This is a genomic window from Catellatospora vulcania, assembly GCF_009720385.1.
Classification (GTDB): domain Bacteria; phylum Actinomycetota; class Actinomycetes; order Mycobacteriales; family Micromonosporaceae; genus Catellatospora; species Catellatospora vulcania.
In genome coordinates, this window is the sequence record NZ_WARX01000017.1 from 73,992 (window position 1) to 99,367 (window position 25,376).

General features: G+C 72.3%; 23 protein-coding genes. 11 read left to right on the plus strand and 12 right to left on the minus strand.

Annotation, left to right across the window (positions count from 1 at the left end):
* The first annotated feature begins 37 nt into the window (after positions 1-37).
* The 4 genes from F6W97_RS32200 (at position 38) to F6W97_RS32215 (ending at position 5,050) form a co-directional block, all read left to right on the plus strand.
* Entirely contained in the window at positions 38-1,627 is a 1,590-nt protein-coding gene (locus F6W97_RS32200) for a circularly permuted type 2 ATP-grasp protein (RefSeq protein WP_155374324.1), read from the plus strand.
* The gene (locus F6W97_RS32205) at positions 1,621-2,577 is read left to right on the plus strand and encodes an alpha-E domain-containing protein (protein ID WP_155374325.1); all 957 of its coding nucleotides are present in this window, start codon (positions 1,621-1,623) and stop codon (positions 2,575-2,577) included. The genes F6W97_RS32200 and F6W97_RS32205 overlap by 7 nt, the downstream gene beginning before the upstream one ends.
* A 124-nt stretch (positions 2,578-2,701) precedes the next feature.
* Complete coding sequence (locus F6W97_RS32210) at positions 2,702-3,562, plus strand: transglutaminase family protein (RefSeq protein WP_155374326.1); 861 nt, start codon at positions 2,702-2,704, stop codon at positions 3,560-3,562.
* A 48-nt stretch (positions 3,563-3,610) separates the two neighbouring features.
* Positions 3,611-5,050 (plus strand): GuaB1 family IMP dehydrogenase-related protein, encoded by a 1,440-nt coding sequence (locus F6W97_RS32215; RefSeq protein WP_155374327.1) that lies wholly within the window; start codon positions 3,611-3,613, stop codon positions 5,048-5,050.
* A 93-nt stretch (positions 5,051-5,143) separates the two neighbouring features.
* On the opposite strand, the gene F6W97_RS32220 is transcribed toward F6W97_RS32215, so the two are convergent.
* A complete protein-coding gene (locus F6W97_RS32220; protein WP_155374501.1) occupies positions 5,144-6,892 on the minus strand; it encodes an acetyl/propionyl/methylcrotonyl-CoA carboxylase subunit alpha in 1,749 nt (582 codons plus the stop codon).
* 169 nt (positions 6,893-7,061) lie between these two features.
* Between F6W97_RS32220 and F6W97_RS32225 the strand changes: the two genes are divergently transcribed.
* From F6W97_RS32225 to F6W97_RS32240, 4 genes are all read left to right on the plus strand, one after another.
* On the plus strand, positions 7,062-7,676 hold the full coding sequence (locus F6W97_RS32225) for a PadR family transcriptional regulator (protein ID WP_230687153.1): 615 nt from the start codon (positions 7,062-7,064) through the stop codon (positions 7,674-7,676).
* Between the two features lie 68 nt (positions 7,677-7,744).
* Entirely contained in the window at positions 7,745-8,695 is a 951-nt protein-coding gene (locus F6W97_RS32230; RefSeq protein ID WP_155374503.1) for an ATP-binding cassette domain-containing protein, read from the plus strand.
* 3 nt (positions 8,696-8,698) lie between these two features.
* Positions 8,699-9,460 (plus strand): ABC transporter permease, encoded by a 762-nt coding sequence (locus tag F6W97_RS32235; protein WP_155374328.1) that lies wholly within the window; start codon positions 8,699-8,701, stop codon positions 9,458-9,460.
* A 98-nt stretch (positions 9,461-9,558) separates the two neighbouring features.
* Positions 9,559-10,854, plus strand: coding sequence for an MFS transporter (locus F6W97_RS32240; protein ID WP_155374329.1), 1,296 nt, complete (start codon positions 9,559-9,561; stop codon positions 10,852-10,854).
* Positions 10,855-10,935: 81 nt separating this feature from the next.
* On the opposite strand, the gene F6W97_RS32245 is transcribed toward F6W97_RS32240, so the two are convergent.
* The 8 genes from F6W97_RS32245 to F6W97_RS32280 form a co-directional block, all read right to left on the minus strand.
* Positions 10,936-11,595 (minus strand): O-methyltransferase, encoded by a 660-nt coding sequence (locus F6W97_RS32245; RefSeq protein ID WP_155374330.1) that lies wholly within the window; start codon positions 11,593-11,595, stop codon positions 10,936-10,938.
* An 83-nt stretch (positions 11,596-11,678) separates the two neighbouring features.
* Positions 11,679-12,302 carry a Maf family protein gene (locus F6W97_RS32250; RefSeq protein ID WP_155374331.1) on the minus strand — a complete coding sequence of 208 codons (624 nt, stop codon included), beginning with the start codon at positions 12,300-12,302 and terminating at the stop codon, positions 11,679-11,681.
* A gap of 62 nt (positions 12,303-12,364) precedes the next feature.
* Positions 12,365-13,507, minus strand: a complete 1,143-nt coding sequence (mycP, locus tag F6W97_RS32255; protein WP_155374332.1) for a type VII secretion-associated serine protease mycosin — start codon at positions 13,505-13,507, stop codon at positions 12,365-12,367.
* Positions 13,504-14,763, minus strand: a complete 1,260-nt coding sequence (locus F6W97_RS32260; protein ID WP_155374333.1) for a hypothetical protein — start codon at positions 14,761-14,763, stop codon at positions 13,504-13,506. The genes mycP and F6W97_RS32260 overlap by 4 nt, the downstream gene beginning before the upstream one ends.
* Entirely contained in the window at positions 14,763-15,347 is a 585-nt protein-coding gene (locus F6W97_RS32265) for a hypothetical protein (protein WP_155374334.1), read from the minus strand. The genes F6W97_RS32260 and F6W97_RS32265 overlap by 1 nt, the downstream gene beginning before the upstream one ends.
* Positions 15,348-15,483: 136 nt before the next feature.
* Entirely contained in the window at positions 15,484-15,684 is a 201-nt protein-coding gene (locus tag F6W97_RS32270) for an acyl-CoA carboxylase subunit epsilon (protein WP_155374335.1), read from the minus strand.
* 1 nt (position 15,685) lies between these two features.
* On the minus strand, positions 15,686-16,648 hold the full coding sequence (locus F6W97_RS32275) for an NYN domain-containing protein (protein ID WP_155374336.1): 963 nt from the start codon (positions 16,646-16,648) through the stop codon (positions 15,686-15,688).
* 111 nt (positions 16,649-16,759) lie between these two features.
* Complete coding sequence (locus F6W97_RS32280) at positions 16,760-18,343, minus strand: acyl-CoA carboxylase subunit beta (protein ID WP_155374504.1); 1,584 nt, start codon at positions 18,341-18,343, stop codon at positions 16,760-16,762.
* A 689-nt stretch (positions 18,344-19,032) separates the two neighbouring features.
* Between F6W97_RS32280 and F6W97_RS32285 the strand changes: the two genes are divergently transcribed.
* The 3 genes from F6W97_RS32285 to F6W97_RS32295 all read left to right on the plus strand — a co-directional run bounded on the left by F6W97_RS32285 (position 19,033) and on the right by F6W97_RS32295 (position 20,914).
* Positions 19,033-19,299, plus strand: coding sequence for a hypothetical protein (locus tag F6W97_RS32285; protein ID WP_155374337.1), 267 nt, complete (start codon positions 19,033-19,035; stop codon positions 19,297-19,299).
* Positions 19,300-19,329: 30 nt separating this feature from the next.
* Positions 19,330-20,118: a biotin--[acetyl-CoA-carboxylase] ligase gene (locus F6W97_RS32290; protein ID WP_155374505.1), complete on the plus strand. Its 789-nt coding sequence runs from the start codon at positions 19,330-19,332 to the stop codon at positions 20,116-20,118.
* Positions 20,119-20,362: 244 nt separating this feature from the next.
* Positions 20,363-20,914: a PH domain-containing protein gene (locus F6W97_RS32295; protein WP_155374338.1), complete on the plus strand. Its 552-nt coding sequence runs from the start codon at positions 20,363-20,365 to the stop codon at positions 20,912-20,914.
* A 6-nt stretch (positions 20,915-20,920) separates the two neighbouring features.
* Here the strand turns inward: F6W97_RS32295 and F6W97_RS32300 are convergent, their stop codons facing one another.
* From F6W97_RS32300 to F6W97_RS32310, 3 genes are all read right to left on the minus strand, one after another.
* On the minus strand, positions 20,921-21,643 hold the full coding sequence (locus tag F6W97_RS32300; protein WP_155374506.1) for a GtrA family protein: 723 nt from the start codon (positions 21,641-21,643) through the stop codon (positions 20,921-20,923).
* An 80-nt stretch (positions 21,644-21,723) separates the two neighbouring features.
* A complete protein-coding gene (locus tag F6W97_RS32305; protein ID WP_230687155.1) occupies positions 21,724-22,239 on the minus strand; it encodes a GtrA family protein in 516 nt (171 codons plus the stop codon).
* A 9-nt stretch (positions 22,240-22,248) separates the two neighbouring features.
* A complete protein-coding gene (locus tag F6W97_RS32310) occupies positions 22,249-25,152 on the minus strand; it encodes a sigma-70 family RNA polymerase sigma factor (RefSeq protein WP_196279421.1) in 2,904 nt (967 codons plus the stop codon).
* Positions 25,153-25,376: the final 224 nt, after the last annotated feature.

Below are 25,376 nucleotides of genomic sequence, written 5' to 3' on the forward strand. Positions count from 1 at the left end.
TTACGCAATCGCAACGCGATCCGCGTAGCGTCGGGACATGGCGGACCTTTTCGAGGATTACCCGCTCGGTCCCGGCTGGGACGAGATGTTCGGCGTTCCCGGCGAGCCCCGGCCGACCTACGAGGCGCTGCACGCGACGCTGCGCCCGCTGGCCGGCAGCGAGCTGAGGATCCGGGCCGAGGTGCTGGCCAGAGCCTTCCTCGACCAGGGCATCACGTTCGCCCTCAAGGGTGTCGAGCGCCCGTTCCCGCTGGACATCGTGCCCCGCATCATCGCCGCCGAGCAGTGGCGGCAGGTCGAGGCCGGGGTCGCCCAGCGGGTGCGCGCCCTGGAGGCGTTCCTGGCCGACGTGTACGGCGAGGGCAACGCGCTGCGCGACGGCATCGTGCCCCGGCGCATCATCGTGACCAGCGCCCACTTCCACCGGGAGGCGGCCGGCATCGTCCCGCCGAACGGGGTGCGCGTGCACGTCGCCGGGGTCGACCTGATCCGCGACGAGGCGGGCGAGTTCCGGGTGCTGGAGGACAACGTGCGCACCCCGTCCGGGGTCAGCTACGTGATGGAGAACCGGCGTGCCATGGCGCACGTGCTGCCCGAGGTGTTCGCGCAGACGCGGGTGCGGCCCGTGGAGTCGTACCCCGGCATGCTCTTGCAGGCGCTGCGCGCGTCGGCACCGGCCGGAGTGGACGATCCGACCGTGGTGGTGCTCACCCCCGGCGTGCACAACTCGGCCTACTTCGAGCACGCGCTGCTGGCCCGGGAGATGGGCGTCGAGCTGGTCGAGGGGCGTGATCTCGTCTGTGCCGGCAACGAGGTGGCGATGCGCACCACCGCGGGCGAGCAGCGGGTCGACGTCATCTACCGGCGCATCGACGACGAGTTCCTGGACCCGGTGCACTTCCGGGCCGACTCGATGCTCGGCTGCGCGGGCCTGCTCAACGCGGCGCGGGCGGGCAACGTCACCATCGCCAACGCGATCGGCAACGGCGTCGCCGACGACAAGCTGCTCTACACGTACGTGCCGGATCTGATCCGCTACTACCTGAATGAGGAACCACTGCTGTCCAACGTGGAGACCTACCGCCTCGACGACCCCGACGTGCGCACCTACGTGCTGAGCCGGCTGGACGACCTGGTGCTCAAGCCGGTCGACGGGTCCGGCGGCGCGGGCATCGTGATCGGCTCGCAGGCCACCGAGGAGCAACTGGAGCACGTACGCCAGCGCATCCAGCTCGACCCGCGCGGGTGGATCGCCCAGCGCGAGGTGAAGCTGTCCATGGTGCCGACGCTGATCGAGGACCGGCTCCGGCCGCGGCACGTGGACCTGCGGCCGTTCGCGGTCAACGACGGCAACCAGGTCCGGGTGCTGCCCGGCGGGCTGACCCGGGTGGCGCTGCCCGAAGGCGCGCTGGTGGTCAACTCCAGCCAGGGCGGCGGTTCCAAGGACACCTGGGTGCTGCCCGAGCCGGGCGCCCCGGCCGAGGAATGGCAGCAGGACCCGTTCCCCGACGAGGTCGCGGTGATCCCCTCGCCGCGCCGCCCCGACCCTGGACCCGGCCAGTCCGGGCATGGCCAGCAGCAGCAACAGCAGCAACAGGCACGAGCCGACGGGAGGGTTCAATGCTGAGCCGGATCGCCGAGTCGCTCTATTGGATCGGCCGCTACGTCGAGCGCGCCGAGGACACCGCCCGCATCCTCGACGTACACCTGCACCGCATGCTGCAGGACCCGTGGACCGACGAGGAGCAGGCCTGCCGGTCACTGCTCGCGGTCATGGGCCTGCCGATCGGCGAGCAGGAGAGCGCCAGCCTGCCCGGCGTGGTGGAACGCCTCGGCCTCGACCTGACCAGCACCAGCTCGGTGCTGGGCGCGCTGGCCGCGGCCCGGGAGAACGCCCGCGGCGCCCGCGAGACGGTCAGCGCGGAGATGTGGGAGTGCCTCAACACCACCTGGCTCGGCCTGGCCGGATCGCGCCGCCGCATCGAGGAGGGCGGCGTGCACCAGTTCTTCACCTGGGTACGCGAACGCTGCTCGGTGCTGGCCGGGCTCGCCGACGCCACGATGAGCCGCGACGAGGGCTGGCTGTTCCTGGTGCTGGGCCGCAGCGTGGAACGGGTCGACATGACCGCCCGGCTGCTGTCCACGCACACCCGGGCCGGCGGCAGCATCCCGAACTGGCTGACCCTGCTGCGCTCGTGCGGGGCGTGGGAGACCTACCTGCGCACCTACCGCGGGTCGCTCAGCGACCGGCACGCCGCCGAATTCCTGCTGCTCGACCGGCTCTTCCCGCGCTCGATCCTGGCTGCGCTGGTCACCGCTGAGTCCTGCCTGGCCGAGCTGGAGCCGGGCGGCGGCACCACCCGCACCGGCCGGGTCGGCGTGGGCACCGACGCCCAGCGCATCCTCGGCCGCGCCCGCACCGACCTGGCCTACCGCGCCCCCGACGACCTCCTCGCCGACCTCGGCCCGGTCCTGTCCGGCCTGGAACGCACCTGCTCCCAGGTCAACGACGCGGTCTCCGCCCGCTACTTCCGCCAGACCGCCGCCGTCCACTGGCAGGCCGGAGCCGTCGCATGACGCACCCCCCTCTGCCGCAACTCTTAAAGAGTCGCGGCCTTCAGGACACGATCAGAGCGCATGTCTTTCAGAGTTGCGCCAGGTGGGCGGGCCGCCGCGGTGCGAAGCGCGGGGAGGAGAGGGCATGACGATCTCGGGACCCGGGTGGCGGTTGCAGATTCGGCACCGGACCGGTTTTCAGTACGGCGGGCCGGTGGCGTCGTCGTACAACGAGGCGCGGATGTCGCCCAGCTCGGAGGCGCGGCAGACGGTGCTCGACGACCGGGTCAGCGTGTGGCCCACCGCGCGCACCTATCGGTACCAGGACTACTGGGGAACGACGGTGACGTCGTTCGACGTCCAGGTGGCGCACGAGGTGCTGGAGGTCATCGCCGACTCGACCGTGGAGACCTCCGGCCCCGCCGCGCTGCGCACCGACGGGCCCGGTTGGGCGGAGCTGACCGACCCGGACGACGTCGACCGCTGGCAGGAGCTGCTGCTGCCGACCCCGCGTACCGCGCTCGACGCGGAGCTGGGCGCGCTCGCCGCGGAGCTGCGCGCCGCGCACGGGCCGGACGAGGCGGCGCTGGCCGTGTTCGACCTGGTCCGGCGGGAGGTGGAGTACACCCCGGGCGCGACCGGGGTGATGACCGACGCGGTGCACGTGTGGCGGCAGAAGCAGGGCGTGTGCCAGGACATCTCGCACCTGTCCGTGGCGCTGCTGCGGGCTATGGGCCTGCCCGCCCGGTACGTCTCCGGCTACCTGCACCCCACCCCGAACGCGCCGCTGGGCAAGCCGGTGACCGGGCAGAGCCACGCCTGGGTGGAGTGGTGGTCGGGGGAGTGGCACGCCTACGACCCGACGAACGGTGTGCCGGTCGGGGAGCGCCACGTGGTGGTCGGCCGCGGCCGCGACTACGGCGACGTGCCCCCGCTCAAGGGCGTCTACGCGGGCCCCTCCAACACCGGCCAGTCTGTGGAGGTCACCCTGACCCGGGTGCGGTGATCCGGAGGTCGGCCACGGCGTGCCCGGTTGATGGGTGAAGATGGCCTCATGCGGTTCCTGTCCGGTGCGCAACCTGCGCACGATCTGACCTACAGCGACGCCTTCATGGCGCCGAGCCGCTCCGAGGTCGGCTCGCGCATGGAGGTGGACCTGTCCACCGCCGACGGGACCGGGTGCACCATCCCGATCGTGGTGGCGAACATGACCGCGATCGCCGGGCGGCGCATGGCCGAGACGGTGTCACGGCGCGGCGGCCTGGCGGTGATCCCGCAGGACATCCCGAGCGCCGTGGTGACCGAGGTGATCGGCTGGGTGAAGCAGCGGCACCTGGTGCACGACACGGCCATCACGCTGCGCCCGCACGAGACCGTGGGCGATGCCATCCACCTGCTGCCCAAGCGGGCGCACGGCGCGGTGGTGGTCGTCGACGAGCAGGGCCGACCGCTCGGGCTGGTCACCGAGTCCGACACCACGGGCGTGGACCGGTTCTCGCAGGTGCGCGACGTGATGTCGACCGAGCTGCTGACCGTGCCGGCCACAGCCAGCCCGCGCGAGGCGTTCGACATCCTCAACCAGGGGCGGCGCAAGGTCGCCCCGGTCGTCGACCATGAAGGCCGGCTCGCCGGGATCACCACCCGGCAGGGCGCGCTGCGGGCGACGCTGTACACCCCGGCGCTGGACGAGAAGGGGCGGCTGCGGGTCGCGGCGGCGATCGGCATCAACGGCGACGTCGCCGGCAAGGCCGCCGAACTGCTGGCGGGCGGAGTGGACGTACTCGTGGTGGACACCGCGCACGGCCACCAGGAACGCATGATCAACGCGCTGCGCGCGGTGCGCTCGGTGGACCCGCAGGTGCCGATCGTGGCGGGCAACGTGGTGACCGCCGAAGGGGTGCGCGACCTGGTGGACGCGGGTGCGGACATCATCAAGGTCGGCGTCGGCCCCGGCGCGATGTGCACCACGCGGATGATGACGGGCGTCGGGCGACCCCAGTTCTCGGCTGTGCTGGAGTGCGCGGCGGCGGCGCGTGAGCTGGGCCGGCACGTGTGGGCCGACGGCGGCGTACGCCATCCCCGGGATGTGGCCCTGGCCCTGGCCGCGGGCGCGGCGAACGTGATGATCGGCTCGTGGCTGGCGGGCACCTACGAGTCGCCCGGCGATCTGTACACCGACCCGGACGGGCGGCGCTACAAGGAGAACTTCGGCATGGCCTCGGCGCGGGCGGTCAGCGCGCGCACCGCTGAGGATTCGGCGTTCGACCGGGCTCGCAAGGCCGTCTTCGAGGAGGGCATCTCCACCGCCAAGATGTACCTGGACCCGGCCCGCCCCGGCGTCGAGGACGTCATCGACGAGATCGTCGCCGGCGTCCGCAGCGCCTGCACCTACGCCGGCGCCAAGACCCTCGACGAGTTCCACGCCCGAGCCCTCATCGGCGTCCAGTCCACCGCGGGTTACACCGAAGGCATGCCCCTGCCCACGTCCTGGTGACAGGCGCGGGTTCTCCGCTCGCAACTCTTAAAGAGTCGCGGCCTCAGGGCGTCCCCGAGGCCGCGACTCTTTAAGAGTTGCGCGGGTGGTGGGTTACTTGATCTCGCAGAGGGTGGTGCCGGATTGGACTACCTCGCCTATGGCGGCGGTCAGGCCGGTGATCACGCCGGATTTGTGGGCGGTGAGGGGTTGTTCCATCTTCATGGCCTCCAGGACCACGACGGTGTCGCCCTCGGCCACGGTGTCGCCGTCGGCGACCGCGAGCTTGACGATGGTGCCCTGCATGGGGGCGGTCAGCGCGTCGCCACCGGCGGCCACGTTCGCGCCGCGCTTGCCGCCGGCCCGCTTGGCGGGACGTCCCGCTCCGGCGGGCGCGGCCACGGCCGTACCCCCGAAGGATGCGGGGAGTGACACTTCCAGGCGCTTGCCGCCGACCTCGACCACGACGGTCTGCCGGTCGCCGGCTTCGTCGTCGGCGGTGGCAGCCTGGGTGAAGGGCGGCACGGTGTTGTTCCACTCCGTCTCGATCCACCGGGTGTGCACGGTGAACTCGACGAAGGCCGGGTCGCGCACGATGGCGCGGTGGAACGGCAGGGCGGTGGCCATGCCCTCGACGACCATCTCGTCCAGGGCGCGGCGGGCCCGCTCCAGGGCCTCGGTGCGGTTCTCGCCGGTGATGATCACCTTGGCGAGGAGTGAGTCGAAGTTGCCGCTGATCGCGTTGCCGGTCTCGAAACCGGTGTCCACGCGTACGCCGGGGCCGCCGGGCAGGTGCATCTTGGTGATCAGGCCGGGGGCGGGCAGGAAGTTGCGGCCCGGGTCCTCGCCGTTGATGCGGAATTCGATCGAGTGGCCGCGCGGGGCGGGGTCGTCGGCCAGGCGCAGCTTCTCGCCCGCGGCGATGCGGAACTGCTCGCGGACCAGGTCGATGCCGGAGGTCTCCTCGGTGACCGGGTGTTCGACCTGGAGCCGGGTGTTGACCTCCAGGAAGGAGATGGTGCCGTCCACGCCCACGAGGTATTCGACCGTGCCCGCGCCGTGGTATCCGGCCTCGCGGCAGATCGCCTTCGCGGAGTCGTGAATGGCCGCGCGCTGCACCTCGGTCAGGAACGGGGCCGGGGCCTCCTCGACCAGCTTCTGGTGGCGGCGCTGCAGCGAGCAGTCGCGGGTGCCGACGACGATGACGTTGCCGTGCTGGTCGGCCAGTACCTGCGCCTCGACGTGGCGGGGCCGGTCGAGGTAGCGCTCGACGAAGCACTCGCCTCGGCCGAACGCGGCGACGGCCTCGCGGGTGGCCGAGTCGAACAGCTCGGGGATCTCGTCCAGGGTGCGGGCGACCTTGAGGCCGCGGCCGCCGCCGCCGAACGCCGCCTTGATGGCGACGGGCAGGCCGTACTCCCGGGCGAAGGCGACGATCTCGTCGGCGTGCTTGACGGGGTCGGGTGTGCCGGGCACCAGCGGCGCGCCGGCGCGCTGCGCGATGTGCCGGGCGGTGACCTTGTCACCGAGGTCGCGGATGGCCTGCGGGGAGGGCCCGATCCAGGTGAGGCCCGCTTCGATGACGGCCTCGGCGAACGCGGCGTTCTCGGACAGGAAGCCGTAGCCGGGGTGCACCGCGTCCGCGCCGGAGCGCTGGGCCACCTCGATCAGCTTGTCGATACGCAGGTAGGTGTCGGCGCTGGTCTCGCCGCCGAGGGCGTACGCCTCGTCGGCGATGGTCACGTGCAGCGCGTCACGGTCGCCGTCGGCGTACACGGCGACGCTGGCCAGGCCCGCGTCGCGGCAGGCACGTGCCACGCGTACGGCGATCTCGCCACGGTTCGCGATCAACACTTTGGACAGCATCGTCATCATCGTCCTCCCCGAACGGGCCTGCGCGGAGTCTATCGGTGGAGTTGATCATTAACGAGCGCTCAGGTGCCATGTGACCTGTGTCATGAACGCTCGTTCAGATCACTGCTGGTGGGGGTGGCATACCCCGGATCGCCGTTGCGGACGCACACTGTTCACCGTGTCGACGACCCGAATGATGATCCTCGGCGTGGTGCGCATGTTGCAGCCGGTGCACGGCTACGACGTACGCCGGGAGCTGCTGAGCTGGCATGCGGACAAGTGGGCCAACGTGCAGCCCGGTTCGGTCTATCACGCGCTGAAGAAGCTCGCCGACGAGGGCGCGCTGCGGGAGGTCGGCAGCGAGCAGGTGGGCGGCCGGCCCGCCCGGATGCGGTACGAGATGACCGTCAAGGGTGACGAGCAGTTCCGTGACCTGCTCGGCGGGGCGCTGTGGGAGCAGCGGGAGGTGGAGGACCCGTTCCTGGCGGGGTTCTCGCTGATGACCGAGCTGCCCCGGGAGGAGGTCGCGGCGGCGCTGCGGCACCGGGCGCGGCGGCTGCGGGCGGACAACGAGGGTGCCGGGGCGGCCATCGCCTCGGGCTGGGCGGTGCCGGAGAACAAGCCGACCCACGTGCGCTGGATGCTCGAACTCGGCATCGCCCGCAACGAGGGCGAGATCGCGTGGTGCGAGCGGGTGGCGGAGCGGATCGAGTCCGGTGAGCCCTATATGTCGCAGGAGCTGCAGGCGCGCTGGAAACAGGCACTGGAGCAACGGGATCACGCAACCGATTAATCAAACTTGACTACTGTCGGACCACGGTCCTACGCTCCAGGTCTCCCTCGACCTTGGAGCTAAAAATGATCATCGAGACCTCCGGGCTGCGGAAGTCCTTCCGCTCCCGTGCCGGTCGCGAGACGAAGACCGTGGAGGCGGTACGCGGTGTCGACCTGAGCGTCGCCGAAGGCGAGATCTTCGGCTTCCTCGGCCCCAACGGCGCCGGCAAGACCACCACCCTGCGGATGCTCGCGACCCTGCTGGAGCCCGACGGCGGCAGCGCCGTCATCGCGGGTGCCGACCTGCGCAAGGAGCCCGGCGAGGTGCGCCGCCGCATCGGCTACGTCGCCCAGGGCGGCAGCACCTGGGACGAGTCCACCGGCCGCGAGGAGCTGGTGCTGCACGCCCGGATGTACGGCATCTCCAAAGCGGACGCCCAGCGCCGCGCCGCCGAGGCCCTCGACACCTTCGAGCTCGCCGAGTACGCCGACCGCCGCTGCAAGACCTACTCCGGCGGCCAGCGCCGCCGCGTCGACATCGCGCTCGGCATCATCCACTCGCCGAAGGTCGTCTTCCTCGACGAGCCGACCACCGGCCTGGACCCGCAGTCCCGTGCCCACATGTGGGGCGAGGTGCGCAAGCTGCGGGAGATGGGCATGACCGTCTTCCTCACCACGCACTACCTGGACGAGGCCGACGCGCTCTGCGACCGGCTGGCGATCATGGACCACGGCCAGATCGTGGCCGAGGGCACGCCCGCCGACCTCAAGCAGGAGGTGCTCGGCGACGTCGTCTCCGTCAACGCGCGCGAGGTGGCCAAGGCCGCCGACCTGTTCGACAACGCCGAGTACGTGCGCAAGGTCGAGACCACCGAGCAGTCGCTGCGGCTCTACGTCGAGGACGGCGCGAGCGCCATCCCGCACGTGCTGCGCACCCTGGACGCCGAGGGTGTCGCCATCGAGGGCATCGAGCTGCACCGCCCCAGCCTCGACGACGTGTTCCTGGCCAAGACCGGCCGCAGCCTGAGGGAGAGCTGAGCAGTGAAGTTCCTTCGTGACACCTGGCTGGTCTTCCAGCGCCAGATGCTGTTGCTGCTGCGCAACCCGGTCTGGGTCGCCGTCGGCATCATCCAGCCGATGTTCTACCTGCTGCTGTTCGCACCGCTGATGAAGCAGGCGCTCAGCCAGGGCGGGACGATGACCGACGAGCAGGCATACCGGATCTTCGTGCCCGGCATGCTGGTCATGGTCGCCCTGTTCAGCGCCTTCTCCGGGTTCGGCATCATCGCCGAGCTGCGGGCCGGTGTGATCGAGCGCAACCGGGTCACCCCGGTCAGCCGGGTCGCGCTGCTGCTCGGCCGGTCGCTGCGCGACGTCGTGCAGCTGCTGTTCCAGGCCGTGCTGGTGACCCTGCTCGCGGTGCCGTTCGGGCTGCGGGTCGCGGTCGGCGACGCGCTGCTGGCCTACCTGCTGATCGGCCTGATGACGCTGCTGCTGTCGTCGACCGGGTACGCGCTGGGCCTGACCTTGCGCAGCGAGGACGCCATGGCGCCGATGCTGAACACGGTCATCCAGCCGATCATGCTGCTGGCCGGCATCTTCCTGCCGCTGACCTTCGCGCCGACGTGGCTGAAGAACGTCGCCAAGGCCAACCCGTTCAAGTGGGCGACCGACGGGGTGCGTGCGCTGTTCGCGGGCAACCCCGGCGACGACGCGGTCTGGCAGGCGCTGGCGATCCTCACCCCGCTGACCGTGCTCGCGCTGGTCATCTCGTCGCGGACGTTCGCCAGGTCGGTCCGCTGACGCGGCGCGGCCGACTCGCGGGCCGGCCGCCCGGAACACGGCGTTAGCTCCGTCTCAACCCGAGGCCGGGGTACCTGTAAGGAGCGTAGCTTCGGTAGGTGCCCCGGCTTTCGCGTGACCTCGCCACCTGGTTGATCTACCTGCAACTGGGGCTCTGGGGCTACTTCAACTACGGCTTCGGCCCGATCGTGCCGCTGCTGCGCGCCGAGCAGGGCACCTCCGCCGCCGTGGCCGGGCTGCACAGCACCGCCATCGCGGTCGGCGCGGTGGCCGGCGGCGCGCTCTACCCGCACCTGTCCCGCCGCTTCGGCCGCGGGCCCGTGCTCTGGGCCTGCCAGGCCGTCATCGCCGCGAGCGTGCTCGGCTACGTGCTGCTGCCCGCGTACTTCGCGGTGACCATCGGGCTCACCATCCTGGTCGCGACGGCCGGCATCGCCGCGATCGGCGGCATCGTCTCCGCGCTGTCCGAGCGGCACGGACCGGCCGGTCCCGCCGCGATCAGCGAGGCCAACGCCGTCGCCTGCGCCGCCGGGCTGGCCGCCCCGCTGATCATCGGCGGAGCCATCCGCGCCGGGCTGGGCTGGCGAGCCGGTCTCGCCCTGCTGGTCGCCCTGATCGCCCTGGTCGCGGTCATTGCCAAGATCAAGGGTGTGCGCATCCCGTCAGGCCTTCCGGCACCGGCGCCGGTGCCGGTTCTCGCCGGGTCAGGCGCTCGCGCGCCGCTCGATGCTACGGCCGGGCCGGTCGCGGCCGGTCGCGAGCAGCCTGCCGAGGTGGCCGAGCCGCGTGCGCGGGGCGAGCGCCGGCCGCTGCCGCCGGCGTACTGGCTGGCCTGGGGAATGATGACGGTCACCGGCGCGGTCGAGGTCGTGCTGTCGATGTGGACCGCCGAGGTGCTGCGCGACCAGGTCGGGCTGTCCGCCGGGGCGGCCACCGCGGTGATGTCCGCCATCGTCGGCGGCATGTTCGTGGGCCGGCTGGCCGGGGCGCGGATCGCGCTGCGCCTGCCGTCGATCCCGCTCTACCTGGGCGCGCTGGTGCTGAGCCTGGCCGGCTTCACCGTGTTCTGGGGCGCCGGCAGCGCCGTGGTCGCCGTCGCGGGCCTGGTCATCGTGGGGCTCGGCAACGCCATGCACTACCCGCTGGCCATCTCGCTGGCGGTGGCCGCCGCGCCCGGCCAGGCCGACCGCGCCGCCGGGGTGGCGTCGTACTCCATGGCGGTCAGCTTCGGCGCGGGCCCGCTGCTGCTCGGCCTGGTCGCCGATCAGGTCGGCGCGCACACCGCGTTCCTGTTCATCCCCCTGCTGATCGCGGGCGCGGCCTTCCTGGCCTGGCGCTTCGCCACCACCACCCGCACCCCGCTCACCCCGGCCCTGGCGACCGACCTCGCCTGAGCCCGCGCGCCGGTTGCAGTTTCGGGGAAACTGCGGGAATCGGACCTCCGATGGCCGCAGTTTCCCCGAAACCGCAGGCGGTCAGCGTTTGCGGGCGAGGGTGACGCCGTCGGAGAAGGGGAGCATGACGACGTCGACGCGGTCGTCGGCGGCGGCTTTGGCGTTGAAGGCGATCAGCGCGGTGGTGGAGGAGTCCTTCGGCTTCTCGTCCAGGACGTGGCCCGACCAGAGCACGTTGTCCACGATCAGCATCCCGCCGGGGCGCATCCGCGGCACCAGGGCGTCCCAGTACGCGGCGTAGCCCTCCTTGTCCGCGTCGATGAAGGCGAGGTCCAGGTGGGGCTCTTCCGGCAGCGCGGCGAGCCCTTCGACGGCTGGGCCGAGGCGCAGCTCGATGCGGTCGTCCAGCCCGGCCCGCTGCCAGTAGCGCTGCGCGATGGCCGTGTACTCGGCGGAGATGTCGAAGCAGACCAGCTTGCCGCCGTCGGCCAGGCCCCGGCCGATCGCCAGCGAGGACATGCCCGTGAAGGTGCCCACCTCAACCGCGTTGCGGGCGTTGGTCAGCCGGGTCAGCATGGTCAGCAGCGCGGCGTACTCCGGCTCGATCTGCATGCGCGACGCGCCGCCGGTGGCCCGCAGCGTCTCGGCGACCAGGTCGCGTTCCAGATCGCCGGGCGGGGTGCCGTGCGCGACGACGTAGTCGTGCAGCTCGTCGGTGACCGTGATGAACGCGCGGCCCATGGCTTCCTCCTCGCTCCGTCCGCCGCCGGCACGTGCCCGCGGCGGGTCCACCCCTACGCCGAGACCCTATGCCAGGAGGGCGGTCAGCGCTGCCGCCAGAGTTCGGTGATCGGGATGTCCAGCGACGCCAGCAGGCGGCGCAGCAGCGGCAGGGAGAGCCCGACGACGTTGCTGTGGTCGCCCTCGATGCGCTCGACGAAGGGACCGCCCAGCCCGTCGATGGTGAAGGAGCCGGCGACCCACAGCGGCTCACCGGTGGCGACGTACGCCTCGATCTCGTCGTCGCTGAGGTCGGCGAAGTGCACCACGGTCGAGCCGACCTCCTCGGCGACCCGGCCGGTGTGCAGCTCCACCAGGCAGTGGCCGGTGTGCAGCACGCCGCTGCGGCCGCGCATGGCCTGCCAGCGCTTGAGCGCCTCGTCGGCGTCTTCGGGCTTGCCGAGGATCTGCCCGTCGAAGGCGAGGACCGAGTCGCAGCCCAGGATGAGCGCCCGGGTGGGGGCCTCGGCGCTGTGCCGCAGGCGCTCGGCGACGGCGTGCGCCTTCATCCGGGCCAGCACCGCGCTGAGCGCCTCGGCCGTGGTCGCCTCGACGGCGTCCTCGTCGACGCCGCTCACGATCACCTCGGCGTCGATGCCCGCCGAGTCGAGCAGGGTGCGCCGGGCCGGGCTCGCAGAGGCGAGGATGAAGGTCGGTCGAGCTGCCATGCAGGGCAGCGTACCGGTCGCCGCCCCGGGTGGCCGCGCCGTGCGGCGCGGCGCACCGGGGGTCAGCGGCGCTTGCGCAGGACCAGGAACACCACGACGGCGACGACGATCAGGACCCCGCCGACGAGCAGCACGACCAGCAGCCCGACGCCCAGGAAGAGCTTGCCGGTGTCCGGCTGGCCGGGGATCGAGGGCAGGGAGACCTCGACCGAGGGCGCGGTCGAGGGGGCGACGGCGGACGGGCCCGCGGCCGGGGCGGTCAGCGCAGCCACCGGGTCGATGAGCCCGAAGCCGTAGTCGTTGTCCCGGCCCGGCTGCCCCTTGTCCTGGGCGGTCCGGGTCAGCCGCTCCAGCACCTGGTCGGCGGTCAGGTCCGGGTACTTCGACCACACCAGCGCCGCGACGCCGGCCGTGATGGCGGTCGCCGGGCTGGTCCCGCTGGACCGCCGGTACTGCGTGTTCGCGGATTTGTTGATGCGGCTGGTGCTGGTGATGTCGACGCCCGGCGCGACGAGCTGCACCTCGGGGCCGCGCACCGAGACGGCGGCGACGGCGCCCTTCTGGTCGACCGCGCCCACCGCGACCGCACCGGGGTAGCGGCCCGGGGCCGCGACGTAGAAGTTGGCCGGCTGGTTGCCCGCGGCGGCGATGACCAGCACGCCGGCCGCGTGGGCCCGCGCCACGGCGTTGATCAGCACCGAGGAGTCGGCCGAGGGGAACGACTCCGAGATGGAGATGATCTTCACGCCGCGTTTGACGGCCTCGTCGATGCCGATGGCGATGGCATCGCCGCCGCCGTGGCCCTTGGCCGTGGAGATCCGGATCGGCAGGATCTTCGCCTTCGGGGCCAGGCCGAGCACGCCGTCCTTGCCGCCGGCGCCGTGGCCGTGGGCGGCGATCAGGCCGGCCATGTTGGTGCCGTGGCCCTCGTCGTCGCCCCAGCCGTCGCCGTCCCCGCCGACGATCGTGTCGAAGCCCTTGAGCACGTTGCCGGTCAGGTCGGGGTGCTTGCCCTCGACGCCGCTGTCGATGACGGCGACGGTCACGCCTTCGCCCTGGCTGATGGCGTGCGCCTCGCTGACGTGCAGGAAGGGCAGGTACCACTGGTCGTTGCGGTACCGGTCGGCGTGGGCGGGAGTGCCCACGCCGACCGTGGTGACGGCGGCGAGCAGGCTCACCGCCGCCAGACGTGCGGCGAATCTCATCGAGCGAGGCCGATCGCCGGACCCGGGTCCACCGGACCGGGCGCGTCCGGCGCGTCCAGCACCGGCGCGACGCCCTGATCCACGGCCCACATGGTGTCCGGATCGAAATCGGGATCGTCGGAGTCACGACGTTTGCCCGCACCGGGCGCACCGACCCCGGGCGCGCCCAAGCCGTTGGCGCCGCGGCCGCTGACCGTGCCCGCCGCACCGCGGCCGCCAGCACCGCCGCCCGGACCGCCGATCATGCCGCCGACCGGGTTCGCGCGCGCCCCCGCAGCGCCGGCGCGCGCGCCCATGCCGCCACCGGGAGCGCCGCCGATGACACCGCCGGCGGGCATCGCGCGGGGCGCGTTCGCGTTCGGCCCCAGGCCGCCGATGACCGGGCTGGTGCCGATGGGCTTGCCGCCCACCCCGGGCAGGCCGGGAATCGGCGGCGGAGCACCGATGACAGGGCCGGTGCCGAACGGCGGCGTGCCGCCGGGGGTCACCGGGCCGGGCACACCGGGGATCGTCGGCGTGGGCGTGGTCGGCGTGGGGGCCGGGGCGAGCCCGGTCAGGTCCGGGCCGATCGCCACCGGTACGGGTGCCAGCGTCGCGCCGGACACCGTGGGCGTCGGGGCGATCGCGCCGCCGAACGGCGTCACCGGCGGGATCACCGGCGGCACCACGCCGCCGTAGTCGTTGTCGCCCTCGCTCTGGTGCCCGCCCGGGGGCAGGTACGGCTTCGGCGGGGCCATGCTGACCCGGACCAGGGACAGGTCCGCGGACAGGCCGCGCATCACGCCGCGGGCCTCGTTCAGCTTGCCCTGCAGGAACTTCTCCGGCGTCTGTCCACTCGGCAGCGCCACCGGCTGGTGGTTGCGCACGGCCCGGTCGATGCGGTCGTACTCGTCGCGGATCGGCTTCAGCTTCCGCTCCGCCTCGCTGAACGCGGCCGGGATGTCGCTGGAGTACTGGTGGTTCTGGGTGGACACGCGGGCCACGTCCTCGACCGCCTTGATCAGGTCGTCGAGTTTGGCCAGGTAAGCCTTGGCGGCGTCGCTGGACTCCGGCGGCCAGGCCTGCGCCAGCTTGTCGCGGTACGTCTCCAGCCGGCTCTTGTGCAGGTACGCCAGCTCGCCGGCGCGCTTCCAGCCGGACGCCTGGGTGTAGTGGGGCGTCAGCTGACGGCCCGCCACCAGCTCCCACATCTGCTGCATCGACTTGCCGTACCAGTTGGTGCCGGCCGGGGCGCGGTCCTCGGGTGGGATGGCCATCAGTAGTCCCCTCCGGTGGTGGTCGTGGTGCCACCCGTCGGGTTCACCTGCGGGATGGTGGTGGCCGGCGTGGTCGTGGCCGGCGTGGTGGCGGCGGGCGGCTGCGTGGTGGTGGCCGGCTGCGTGGTCGCGGGCACCTGCGCGGTGGTGGGCACCACCACGGTGAGGTTGCGGTTCACGTCCTGCGCCTTGGCCGCGCCGAGCGCGTCGGCCTCGCCGTACTTCTTGCTGATCTCGCGGGCCGCGGTGACGAACGCCAGCACCGCCTGATCGTGCTTGAGCAGCGCGTCGGAGGTCTGCACCAGCAGCTCTCGCTGCCAGCCCAGACTCGAGCACAGCTCGATGAAGTCGGCGTGCGGATCGGCCACCTTCACCGACATGTCCTTGAAGACTTCCTGCGCGTGCGGCCGGTAGTCCTTGGTGTGCTCAGTCTCCAGCGCCTCGGCGAAGTCGACGAGACTCTGCAGGTCCACGGCGAGGGAGCCCTCGTCGTAACCCGTCATCACGTTCGCCTTGGTATACCCGCTCTCGCGACCGTAGTCGCGCAGCCAGGCAGGTCCTTTGTCCTCTTCGGGCAGACCCATCTCGCACGCCCTCCCCAGGGGTTCTCGTCCGCGATCGGCGGTGCCGCGGTCAGGTGACCAACGCGGTCCAGCGCTAGCAGACTACCGAAATGGGGCAAGGATGCACACCGGGCTATCGGCCGTGCCCGTCCGCTGGTCAGCGGGGCAGGCCGGAGCTCCGCCACGCGCCCGGTCCCGCCGCGGTCACCGCGGGCAGGCCGCTGCGCCACCACGCGGACACCGGGGCCGCGGGGGCCGGTGCCGCCGCGGGCCGGGCCGAAAGCACCGCCACCAGGGCGGCGACCTCCTCGGCCGTCGGCGTGCCACGTCCGATCCGGATCATCGGCTGCTCCGTCATCTCAACCCTCCCCGTTCGGCCTGGCCAGGCCGAACTCCCGATACACCCGCGACCAGAAGCCGTCGCGGACCCACAGCCGTGCCTTCTCGAAGGGGCGCAGCGAGATGCCCAGCTCCTTCTCCGCCTCCACCAGCAGCTCCTTGTCGATGACCGTCGGCAGCAGCGGACCCGGCAGCAGGTCGCCGATGTTGTCACGGCCCCGGGTGAGGATCCACTTCTGGGCCACGTACTCGCCGATGTCGAGGATCTCGGCGCGCTCCGGCGGCTGCGGGTGGGCCCGGCGCGCCGCCGGCACCGGGCGCGGCTCCGGGGGAACCGAGACCTGGGCTGCGGGCAGCGCGATCGCGGGACGGCCGGAGAACACCTCGGCGGGTGTGGGGGTGCGGATCCGCCCCGTCGCCGTGAAATACGGCCGGACGAACTCCGCGTCCAGCGTGTACACCGTGTCGCTCTCCCAGACCAGCCGCTCGGCCTGGTTGGTGCCGTACGGCGGCTCGACGCCCCACAAATGCACCCGCACGCCGTAGCTCTGCGCCGCCTCGACCGCCGACAGCATGTCCTCGTCGCCGGCGACCAGCACCGCGTCGGTGACCGAGCGGTGCCGGGCCAGCGTCTCCAGATCGCTGCGGATCTGCGCGTCGACGCCCTTCTGCTGCCCGCGCAGGTTCAGGTTGCCCAGCCGCAGCTTGACCTGCGCCATCTGCGCGATGACGCGCTGGTCGATGGTGGGCACCCGGTCGCGTGCCGCGTCGAACCAGTACAGCCGCAGCAGGTCGACGCCGTAGCAGCTCGCCGCCTGCGCCATGAGCGCGTGAATCATCCGCTCGGCGTCCACTTTGAACTCGGAGCGGTTCGACGTGCCGAGCAGCAGCTCCCCGGAGGCCGCGTACAGGTAGCCCACGTCCACCAGCACCGTGTACCGGCGCGGCAGCAGGTGACGATCGGCAGGCTCCTGCACGGTCATCCCGACATCGTTACACAATGACCCGTCGGCGTGAACGTTCTGCCACATGACCGTCACTCAACGATTAACAGGCGTCGTCACAGCGGAGTGCCGAACTGCCCGACACCGGCGTCACAGCGGGATGTTCCCATGCTTCTTCGGCGGCAGCGTCTCCCGCTTGGTGGCCAGCGCGCGCAGGCCCCGCACGATGTGCGCGCGGGTCGCCGACGGCCGGATCACCGCGTCCACGTACCCGCGCTCGGCGGCCACGTACGGGTTGGCCAGGGCGTCCTCGTACTCGGTGATCAGCTCGGCGCGGCGGGCCACCGGGTCGTCGGCCGCGGCCAGCTCCGCCCGGTAGAGGATGTTGACCGCGCCCTGCGCGCCCATCACCGCGATCTGTGCCGTCGGCCATGCGAAGTTGAGGTCGGCCCCGAGGTGCTTGGACCCCATGACGTCGTACGCGCCGCCGTACGCCTTACGGGTGATCACGGTGATCTTGGGGACGGTGGCCTCGGCGTACGCGTAGATGAGCTTCGCGCCGCGCCGGATGATGCCGTCCCACTCCTGGCTCGTGCCCGGCAGGAAGCCCGGCACGTCCACGAAGGTCAGCACGGGGATGTTGAATGCGTCACAGGTGCGCACGAACCGCGCCGCCTTCTCCGAAGCCGCGATGTCCAGGCACCCCGCGAAGTGCATGGGCTGGTTGGCGACCACGCCCACCGGCCGCCCCTCGACCCGCCCGAACCCGGTCAGGATGTTCTGCGCGTACAGCGGCTGCACTTCCAGGAACTCGCCGTCGTCGAGGATCGACTCCAGCACCGAGTGCATGTCGTAGGGCTGGTTGGCCGAGTCCGGGATCAGCGTGTCCAGCTCGGCGTCGGTGTCGCTCGTCGCCAGGTCGGCCGCGACCGGCCAGACCGGCGGCGCGTCCAGGTTGTTGCTCGGCAGGTACGACAGCAGCGCCTTCACGTAGTCGACGGCGTCCTGCTCGTCGCTCGCCAGGTAGTGCGCGTTGCCGCTCTTGCTGTTGTGCGTGCGCGCCCCGCCCAGCTCCTCCATGCCCACGTCCTCGCCGGTCACCGTCTTGATGACGTCCGGCCCCGTGATGAACATGTGCGAGGTCTGGTCGACCATCACCGTGAAGTCGGTGACCGCAGGCGAGTACACCGCCCCGCCCGCACACGGCCCCACGACCAGCGAGATCTGCGGGATGACACCCGAAGCCCGCACGTTGCGGAAGAAGATCTCGCCATAGAGCCCGAGCGAGACCACACCCTCCTGGATTCGCGCACCCCCGGAGTCGTTGATCCCGACAACCGGGCAGCCCGTCTTCATCGCCAGGTCCATCACCTTGACGATCTTCTCGCCGAACACCTCACCCAGCGACCCGCCGAACACGGTGAAGTCCTGCGCGAACACGCACACCGGCCGCCCGTCCACGGTCCCGTACCCGGTGACCACCCCGTCGCCGTAGGGCCGGTTCCGCTCCTGCCCGAACGCCGTCGACCGGTGCCGCGCCAGCTCGTCGAGCTCGACAAAGGACCCCTCGTCGAGCAGCATCGCGATCCGCTCCCGCGCGGTCTTCTTACCCCGCGCGTGCTGCTTCTCCACCGCCCGCGCCGACCCCGCGTGCACGGCTTCCTCAACCCGCCGCTCGAAGTCCGCAAGCTTCCCCGCCGTGGTCCGCCCGTCAACCCGGCCACTGTCCGGCACCGTAGTAGTCACGCCCCGGACTCTATAACCCACCTGAACCCCCGTTCAGTCATCTACACCACACCACCGCCTCCGAGGGACGATCTTGCGTGGGCTGTGGGTACGACACACTCATATCGGATGAATGGGTAACAGTTCGCGCAAGATAGTCGTGATCATGCGCCGTTCAGGTTGTTCGTTTCGTCCGGTTCGGGCGAATCGTTGAGTATTTTGTGACGACGCTGTTCGGGGTACTGCTGCTGGTGGGCGGGTTTACGGTGCTTGCCGTGGTGCGGCCGTGGCAGTCGGAAGGCCGGGAGCGGCGGAAGGCCGATCCGCCGGGCAGGGGCGGATTTCCGCCGTCCCGTCCGCGCCCGGGTCCGGGCCGCGGCGCGGCGGTGACCGGGGCGGCAGCGGCGCGCGGCGGCGTAGCGGCCGGCGGCGGCACGGCGACCGGCAGTGCGGCGACCGGCAGTGCGGCGACCACGGCGGACGGCGCGAGGATGCGTAGCTCTTCGACGAGTGGCGGCGGCGCGGCCCGGCGACCCCGCCCCGTGCGCGGTCTGGGGACCGCGGTCCCGGCCGGTCCGGTCGAAGAAGTCGCTCCCGAGCCCGTGACCACCATGATCCCGAGGATCACTCCGGTGCCGACCGCTTCGGCCGGCCCTCGGACCAGGGCCTTCGAAGCTCCGGTTTTCGAGGCGCCGGTGGTGGACGGGCCGTCGGACGGCCAGGCCGGGCCGGTCGGAGCGCCCAGCCCGGTGGTGCCGCTCAAGCCGCGTCCCGCCGCCCGGCGCGCCGAGCCGCGGCCGGACAGGGTGCCGGTGCGCCACCACCGGGTGGAGAGCATCCAGCGGGGGCGGCTGGTGTCCACCGAGCCGGGGGAGACCGAGATCGTGCTGCCGGAGTGGCTCGGCCCGATGTCGGTGCCCGACAGCGACGCCGCGCCGGTGCGCGCCGCCCGCCACGCGGGCTGACCCGCGGCTGGATACGCTCCTGCGGTGGAGATGAGCAGGCTGCCGCTGGACCGCGCCCACCTTGCGGCGCTGACGCGCTGGCACGTCGAGGTGAGTGACGAGACCGGCTCCACCAACGCCGATGCGGCCGCCGCGGCGCGGGACGGTGCCGCCGAGGGCCTGGTCGTGACCACCGAGTCGCAGACTGCCGGCCGGGGGCGGCTCGGCCGCACCTGGCAGTCGCCGCCGCGCGCCGGGCTGGCGGTGTCCGTACTGCTGCGCCCGGCCTCGGACGTCTCCGGCTGGGGGTGGCTCCCGCTGCTCGGCGGGGTCGCGCTGGCCGAGGCGGTACGCGCGGTGACCGGGCTGGAGGCCGCCCTCAAGTGGCCCAACGACCTGCTGATCGGGGGCCGCAAGTGTGCCGGGCTGCTGGCCGAGGTGCCCGTGCCCGGCGCGGTGGTGATCGGCATCGGCCTGAACGTGAGCCTGCGGCCCGACGAACTGCCGGACACCTCGACCGGGCTGCCCGCGACCTCGCTGCTGCTGGCCGGCGCGGCCGAGCCGGACCGGACCGCACTGCTGGCCGCGCTGCTGGAGCGGCTCGGTGAACGCTACGACGCCTGGCAGCAGGCGGGCGGCGACCCCGACAAGAGCGGCCTGCGGGACGCGTACCTGCGGATGTGCGGGACCCTCGGGCGGCAGGTGTCGGTGCTCCTGCCCGGCGGCGCCACGGAGCTGACCGGCGAGGCCGTGACGGTCGACACCGACGGCCGCCTCGTCGTGCGCACCGCGACCGGGGACCGGCCCGTAGCCGCGGGCGACGTCGTCCACCTGCGCTGACGCCCGCTGCGGGAGGCGGGCCCGGGAAGATCGGCCTCTCGGGTGGGAACTTCGACCAGACCGCACCGATTGACCGGAATCGGCGATCAACCTCCCCGAACCCGCCGCGGCGACCGCGGTCCCCGCCCGGACAGACCGATTGCCGACGGAGCACCGATGGCGGATGGCCGGGCGTCGCCTCGTGGAACTACCCTGCTCGCGGACAATCGTGCGTTTGATCGCAGGCTGTAACGAGGAGGCACGGATGGCGTTCCCCGAGGACGTGTTGACCGCGGACGAGCACGTGGTGCTCGACCTGCACCCCCATTGGAAGGCCATGATCCGGCCGGTGACGATCCTGGTCCTGGCGGTGGCGGCGGTGATCACCGCGCTGCTGTTCGACCTCGACGCGATCCTGGTCTACATCGTGGCGGGCCTGGCCGTGGTCGCCGTGGCCTGGCTGACGTTCTGGCCGTGGCTGGTCTGGCGCACCACGCACTACGTGCTGACCAACGAACGCGTGCTGCTGCAGACCGGGGTCTTCTCGCGGGACCGGCGGGACATCCCGCTGTCGCGGGTGAACGACCACGCGATGAGCCAGAAGTTCATCGAGCGGCTGCTGGGCTGCGGCACGCTGACCATCGAGTCGGCGGGCGAGCGCGGCCAGTCGGTGCTCAACGACATCCCGCACGTCGAGAAGGTGCAGACGACGCTGTACGAGCTGGTCGAGGCCGACCGGGACTCGCACTCGTTCAACGACAACGAGCGGCGGCCGGTCACCCCGGTGCAGCAGGCCAAGGTCGAAGAGACGCAGTGAGTCTGGCTACCGCTCTGGGCGCGGCTTCGCGCGCGTGAGTTCCTCGGCGAGCTCCGTGTCGGTGAATTCCGCGTCCAGGGCGGCCAGCTGCTCGGCGGCCCGGTGCTCGGCGGCGAACTCCGCCTCCAGCGGGGCGGTGAGCCGGGAGAAGTCGTCGGGCCGCAGCTGGGCCGGCACCGGCACGCCGGCCAGCGCGCTCGCGGCGGCCTCGGCGTCGACCAGTTCCTCGACGCTGTCGAGGTGCACGTGCGCCGGGCCGAGGTCGGCGTCGACGCCACCGGCCGCGACGGCGACCTGGTTCGCGGGGGCGAACACGAAGGTGCGGTACGTGTAGAAGCGGAACAGCGTGCCGAGCACGAGGCCCAGCAGCTTGGCCGCGTTGAGCGCCAGCAGGCCGTGCAGGCCCAGGGCGTACTTGGTGGCGCCCATGATGGCGAGCTCGATGGCCAGGCCCGCGGCGTTGAACAGGACGAACAGCAGGAACTCGCGCCCCATCGCCTGGCTCATCCGGTCGCGGTAGGTCCAGTGCCGGTTCATCAGGTAGGACGCGACCATCGCCACGATGGTGGCGACCACGTTGGCCTTGAGCTGGCCGGACGGGAAGATCGTCAGCACCAGGGCGTTCAGCACCACGAAGTTGACCACGGTGTTCACGCCGCCGACGATGGCGAACTTCAGGGCCTCGGGCCCCATCTTGCGGAGGCGTTCGGGCAGCAGGCGATCGAGCATCGTCAGGTCAGGGCGCACTGGGCCACCTTACGCGAGTCGGTGTGGACGGGTCGGCATCGCAACTCCGAATGCAAGCCAACTCACCCCACCTGGGCGGGTGCGGGGGTCGCGGCGGCCGGTGCGCCGTTGAAGACGAACCGGCGGTATGCCCAGAACCGGAAGACGCTGGCGATGGCGTTGCCGACCAGCATCTTGGAGACGTTGTCGGCCAGGCGGGTCTGGAACAGCTCCGGCCACATGGCCCCCAGCACGTCGTGGCTGAGCCACAGCACGCCGACGCTGATGCCCAGCCCGACCACGTTGAAGAAGAAGTAGAGCAGGTATTCGCGGGCCAGGCTCGACCGCTCGCGGTCGCGCCAGGTCCAGTACCGGTTGCCGATGAAGGCCCCGGTCGCGGCGACCGTGGTGGAGATCACGGTGGCGGGCAGCCATCCGGTCACCGACAGCAGCAAGTTGAAGATCACCAGATCGACGACGTACGCGGCTCCGCCGACGACGCCGAACTTGCCCAGCTCGTGGATGAGGTGCCGGAACTGCGCGACGAGCCGCAGCGGCAGTGCTGGGGCGGGTGGCGCGGTCGGCGATTCGGGGGTCACCCCGCGAGCCTACCGTGCCGGGGCGGCCTTGCCCGCCGTGCGCGGAGGGCCGGTGATCACCGCGAGCAGCCCCACCTCCATGGGATCGCCGCCCATCCGCAGCTCGGCGACGCCGCCGGTCGGAGCCTTGCCGGCCACCCAGAGCACATCCAGCCCAGGGGTGCGCCAGGGGCACAGACCGGGCACGGTACGGCAGGCGACCGCCGCGGCCCCCGCGTTGCGCCCGCCGCCGAGGTTGCCCGGCTCTCCCGCGGGGACGCCGTCGATGACCAGCTCGTCGCCGGTCAGCGCCAGGTCGCCGTCCCACAGGGCGAGGCCGACCCGCACTCCTCCCGCCCCGCCCAGCCCGACGATGGTCGCCGCGTCGCCCCGCCCGGCACGCGGGCCGAGGTAGACCGCCGCCTCGCCGCGGGGCACGTCGCCGTGCTCGTACACCACGGCCAGCGTCCAGCCCGCGAACTGCTTCTTTCCCCGCGGCAGCGGCTCGGCGGGGGCGGCCAGCCACCAGTCGCCGCCACCGCCCCTGCGCAGCAACCTGGTCACGTCGGCGAAGCCCTGGGTCAGCGACGCCCCGGACCCGGCGTGCTCGAAGCGCACCTCCACCGGTGACCAGTCGCCCTTCGGCCCGTGCAGCGCGACCAGCTCGGGCAGCCGCGCCGCGGAGGCGGCGACGACCAGCCCGGCCCAGCGGACCTTCGCGCCGTCGGGCACCTCCAGCCGGGCTCCGCTGGCCGCCTTCTCCCCGGCCAGCGCGGTGATCGGACCCTTCGGCCCGGCCGGGCCCGGCTCGTCGAGCAGGCCGTCGGGCGCGGCGGGCTCCCCGAACGCGGGCAGCAGCGCGGACATGTCGAGCATGTTGTTGTCCGTGCCGAGCAGGCACAGCGGGCGCGGTCGGCAGGACAGCAGGCTGCTGCCCGCCATGGCGACGTCGACCCGGCCGCGGGCCGCGTGCCCGAGGCGCAGCCCGGACGGCGCGACGGGCACCCGGAACGCGGTCGCGGTGTGCCGCTGCCCGTACGTCGCGGTGACGCCGACCTGCTGGAACCCGCTGACCGTGGCGTCGGCCAGCACGGGCAGCCGGGCCACCGACCGGGCGCCCTTCTTCCAGCGCGGCCGGTCACAGGACGCACCCGAGGCGGTCGCCTCGCACTGCCAGCCGTCCCCGGCCCCGGTCCCGGCCAGCCGAAGCCCGGCGGGCAGCGTCACGTCGATGCGCACCGCCCCGGGCGGCGCGGCGGGCTCGGCCGCCGGAGATGCGCTCGGTTCCGGTGCTGCGGACGCGGAAAGGCGAAGCGCGGTGGGCCGGAACTGGGCGGCGACGGTGACAGTCGGGGCCCCACCCGCCGCCCCGATCGCCTCCGGGACGGTGCCGGGCGCTGCAGCGGGCGTGTCGGCAGCGGTGCCCGATTGATCATCCGGGGTGTCGGCAGGGGTGCCAGGTTGATCAGCCGACGTGTCGGTTGCGGATTCCGGCAGGTCGGCGCGGTCGTCGGCGGACGCGCGCACCGGAATGGGCAGCGTGCCGGCGCGGCCTGCCACCAGGTCGACCTCGGTGAACTCCGGTGCCGAGACCTCGGCGTCGGGTTCGGCCGGGGGCGCGGGAGCGACCGGAGCCACGGGCGCGACCGGCGCGGGGGCCGCGGGCGGCGGCTTGGGCCCGGTGACGGGCGCGGGCCGGGCGGGCAGCAGGTCGACCGGCGGAGCCTGCGCGGCCGGCGGGGCCTGCGCGGTGCTGCCGGGCGGCGACGCCGAGGGCAGGGCGGTGGTCACCCTGGGCGACGGCGGTGGGGGTACGAACACCGGCGGCGCGGCCGGTGCCGGCACCGGCACCGCCCGGGACGGGTCCGCACGCGGCGTGGGTGTGGCCGTCATGGCGACGAACACGACGATCCCGGCCAGCGCCGCGATCCCGACGCCGGTCCCGGCGACGATGCTCGCGCCGCCGTACCGGCTGATCAGGCGGCCGGGCGCGGTCAGCAGCCACCGCCCGCCGGCGAGCGCGAGCCCGGCCGCGGCGGCCGACCACCCGCCTACGGTCTCCCGGACCTGCGGCCACCACAGCACGAGCGCTCCCCAGGCGGCGGCGAGCCGGCCGCCGAACGCGAGCCTGCCCGCGCCGGCCAGGTAGGCGGGCGCGGCGGCCCCCAATAAGAGAGGCGCGATGACGCTGCGCAGGCCGGCGTTCTCCTCGGTCAGCTCGCGGTGCAGGCGGCGGCACTCGGAGCAGCCGGACAGGTGCTCGTCGACCTTGCCGCGGTCGCGCTTGGCCAGTGCCGCCCGTACGTATCCGGCCAGGTGCGAGCCGGTCCAGTGGCAGCGCGGGTTGCCGGTGAGCGCGATGTGCTCCTGCAGGTACATCTGCCGCAGCCGCTCCCGGGCCCGGTAGGCCAGCGCCGCGACGCCGTTCGGGGTGAGCCCGAGCAGCGGGGCGACCTGCGACGGGCTCTCGCCCTCGACCTCGGTGTGCCAGAGCACGGCCCGCCAGCGTTCGGGCAGCCGGTTGAAGGCCCGCGCCGCGTACGACGTCTCCAGCCGGGAGATGGTCGGGTCGTCGACGGGCTCCGCGGTCTCGTACCGGGTGAGGTCGTCGGTGAGTTCGAGGCGGCGCTCGCGCCGGGCCCGGTCGTAGCGGGTGTGCCGCATGGTGGTGAGCAGGTAGGCCCGGAACGCGGTGTCCGGCCCGCCGCCGTTGCGCAGCACCGCCAGCACCTTGGCGAAGGTGTCGGCGATCAGGTCGTCGGCGTCGGCGTGGTCGGAGCTGAGCACCCGCGCCAGCCGCCGCGCCGATTCGAGATGGCGTTCGTAGAGCAGCCCGTACGCGTCGGTGTCGCCGCCACGTACCAGGGAGATGAGTTGTGGGTCGCTCTGCGGGTCGGTGGACTGTTCCTGGGCAGGGTAAAACGCACTGGTCACGGCCGCCTCCGGGGGGAATGTCACGGTTTCGCCGGCTGCTAGGGACGTTAGACCAATCACCCGATTTGCGGAATATGCGGAGCTCATGATGAAGTCGCGATAGCCGCGTTCGGCCGGGCCTGGAACGGGTATGCAAGAAGGAGTGACCGGGCTCGCACGCGCCAGGGCCGTCGCGCGACGCGGGCGCTGCAAGATCGAAAACGGGATTTGCGGAAACGTGCGCG

Excerpts from the sequence above, each read along its gene's own strand:
- F6W97_RS32200 (WP_155374324.1), top strand. The coding sequence starts at position 38 with ATGGCGGACCTTTTCGAGGATTACCCGCTCGGTCCCGGCTGGGACGAG.
- F6W97_RS32205 (WP_155374325.1), top strand. The coding sequence starts at position 1,621 with ATGCTGAGCCGGATCGCCGAGTCGCTCTATTGGATCGGCCGCTACGTC.
- F6W97_RS32210 (WP_155374326.1), top strand. The coding sequence starts at position 2,702 with ATGACGATCTCGGGACCCGGGTGGCGGTTGCAGATTCGGCACCGGACC.
- F6W97_RS32215 (WP_155374327.1), top strand. The coding sequence starts at position 3,611 with ATGCGGTTCCTGTCCGGTGCGCAACCTGCGCACGATCTGACCTACAGC.
- F6W97_RS32245 (WP_155374330.1), bottom strand. The coding sequence starts at position 11,595 with ATGGGCCGCGCGTTCATCACGGTCACCGACGAGCTGCACGACTACGTC.
- F6W97_RS32250 (WP_155374331.1), bottom strand. The coding sequence starts at position 12,302 with ATGGCAGCTCGACCGACCTTCATCCTCGCCTCTGCGAGCCCGGCCCGG.
- mycP (WP_155374332.1), bottom strand. The coding sequence starts at position 13,507 with ATGAGATTCGCCGCACGTCTGGCGGCGGTGAGCCTGCTCGCCGCCGTC.
- F6W97_RS32260 (WP_155374333.1), bottom strand. The coding sequence starts at position 14,763 with ATGGCCATCCCACCCGAGGACCGCGCCCCGGCCGGCACCAACTGGTAC.
- F6W97_RS32265 (WP_155374334.1), bottom strand. The coding sequence starts at position 15,347 with ATGGGTCTGCCCGAAGAGGACAAAGGACCTGCCTGGCTGCGCGACTAC.
- F6W97_RS32270 (WP_155374335.1), bottom strand. The coding sequence starts at position 15,684 with ATGACGGAGCAGCCGATGATCCGGATCGGACGTGGCACGCCGACGGCC.
- F6W97_RS32275 (WP_155374336.1), bottom strand. The coding sequence starts at position 16,648 with ATGACCGTGCAGGAGCCTGCCGATCGTCACCTGCTGCCGCGCCGGTAC.
- F6W97_RS32290 (WP_155374505.1), top strand. The coding sequence starts at position 19,330 with ATGAGCAGGCTGCCGCTGGACCGCGCCCACCTTGCGGCGCTGACGCGC.
- F6W97_RS32295 (WP_155374338.1), top strand. The coding sequence starts at position 20,363 with ATGGCGTTCCCCGAGGACGTGTTGACCGCGGACGAGCACGTGGTGCTC.
- F6W97_RS32300 (WP_155374506.1), bottom strand. The coding sequence starts at position 21,643 with ATGCTCGATCGCCTGCTGCCCGAACGCCTCCGCAAGATGGGGCCCGAG.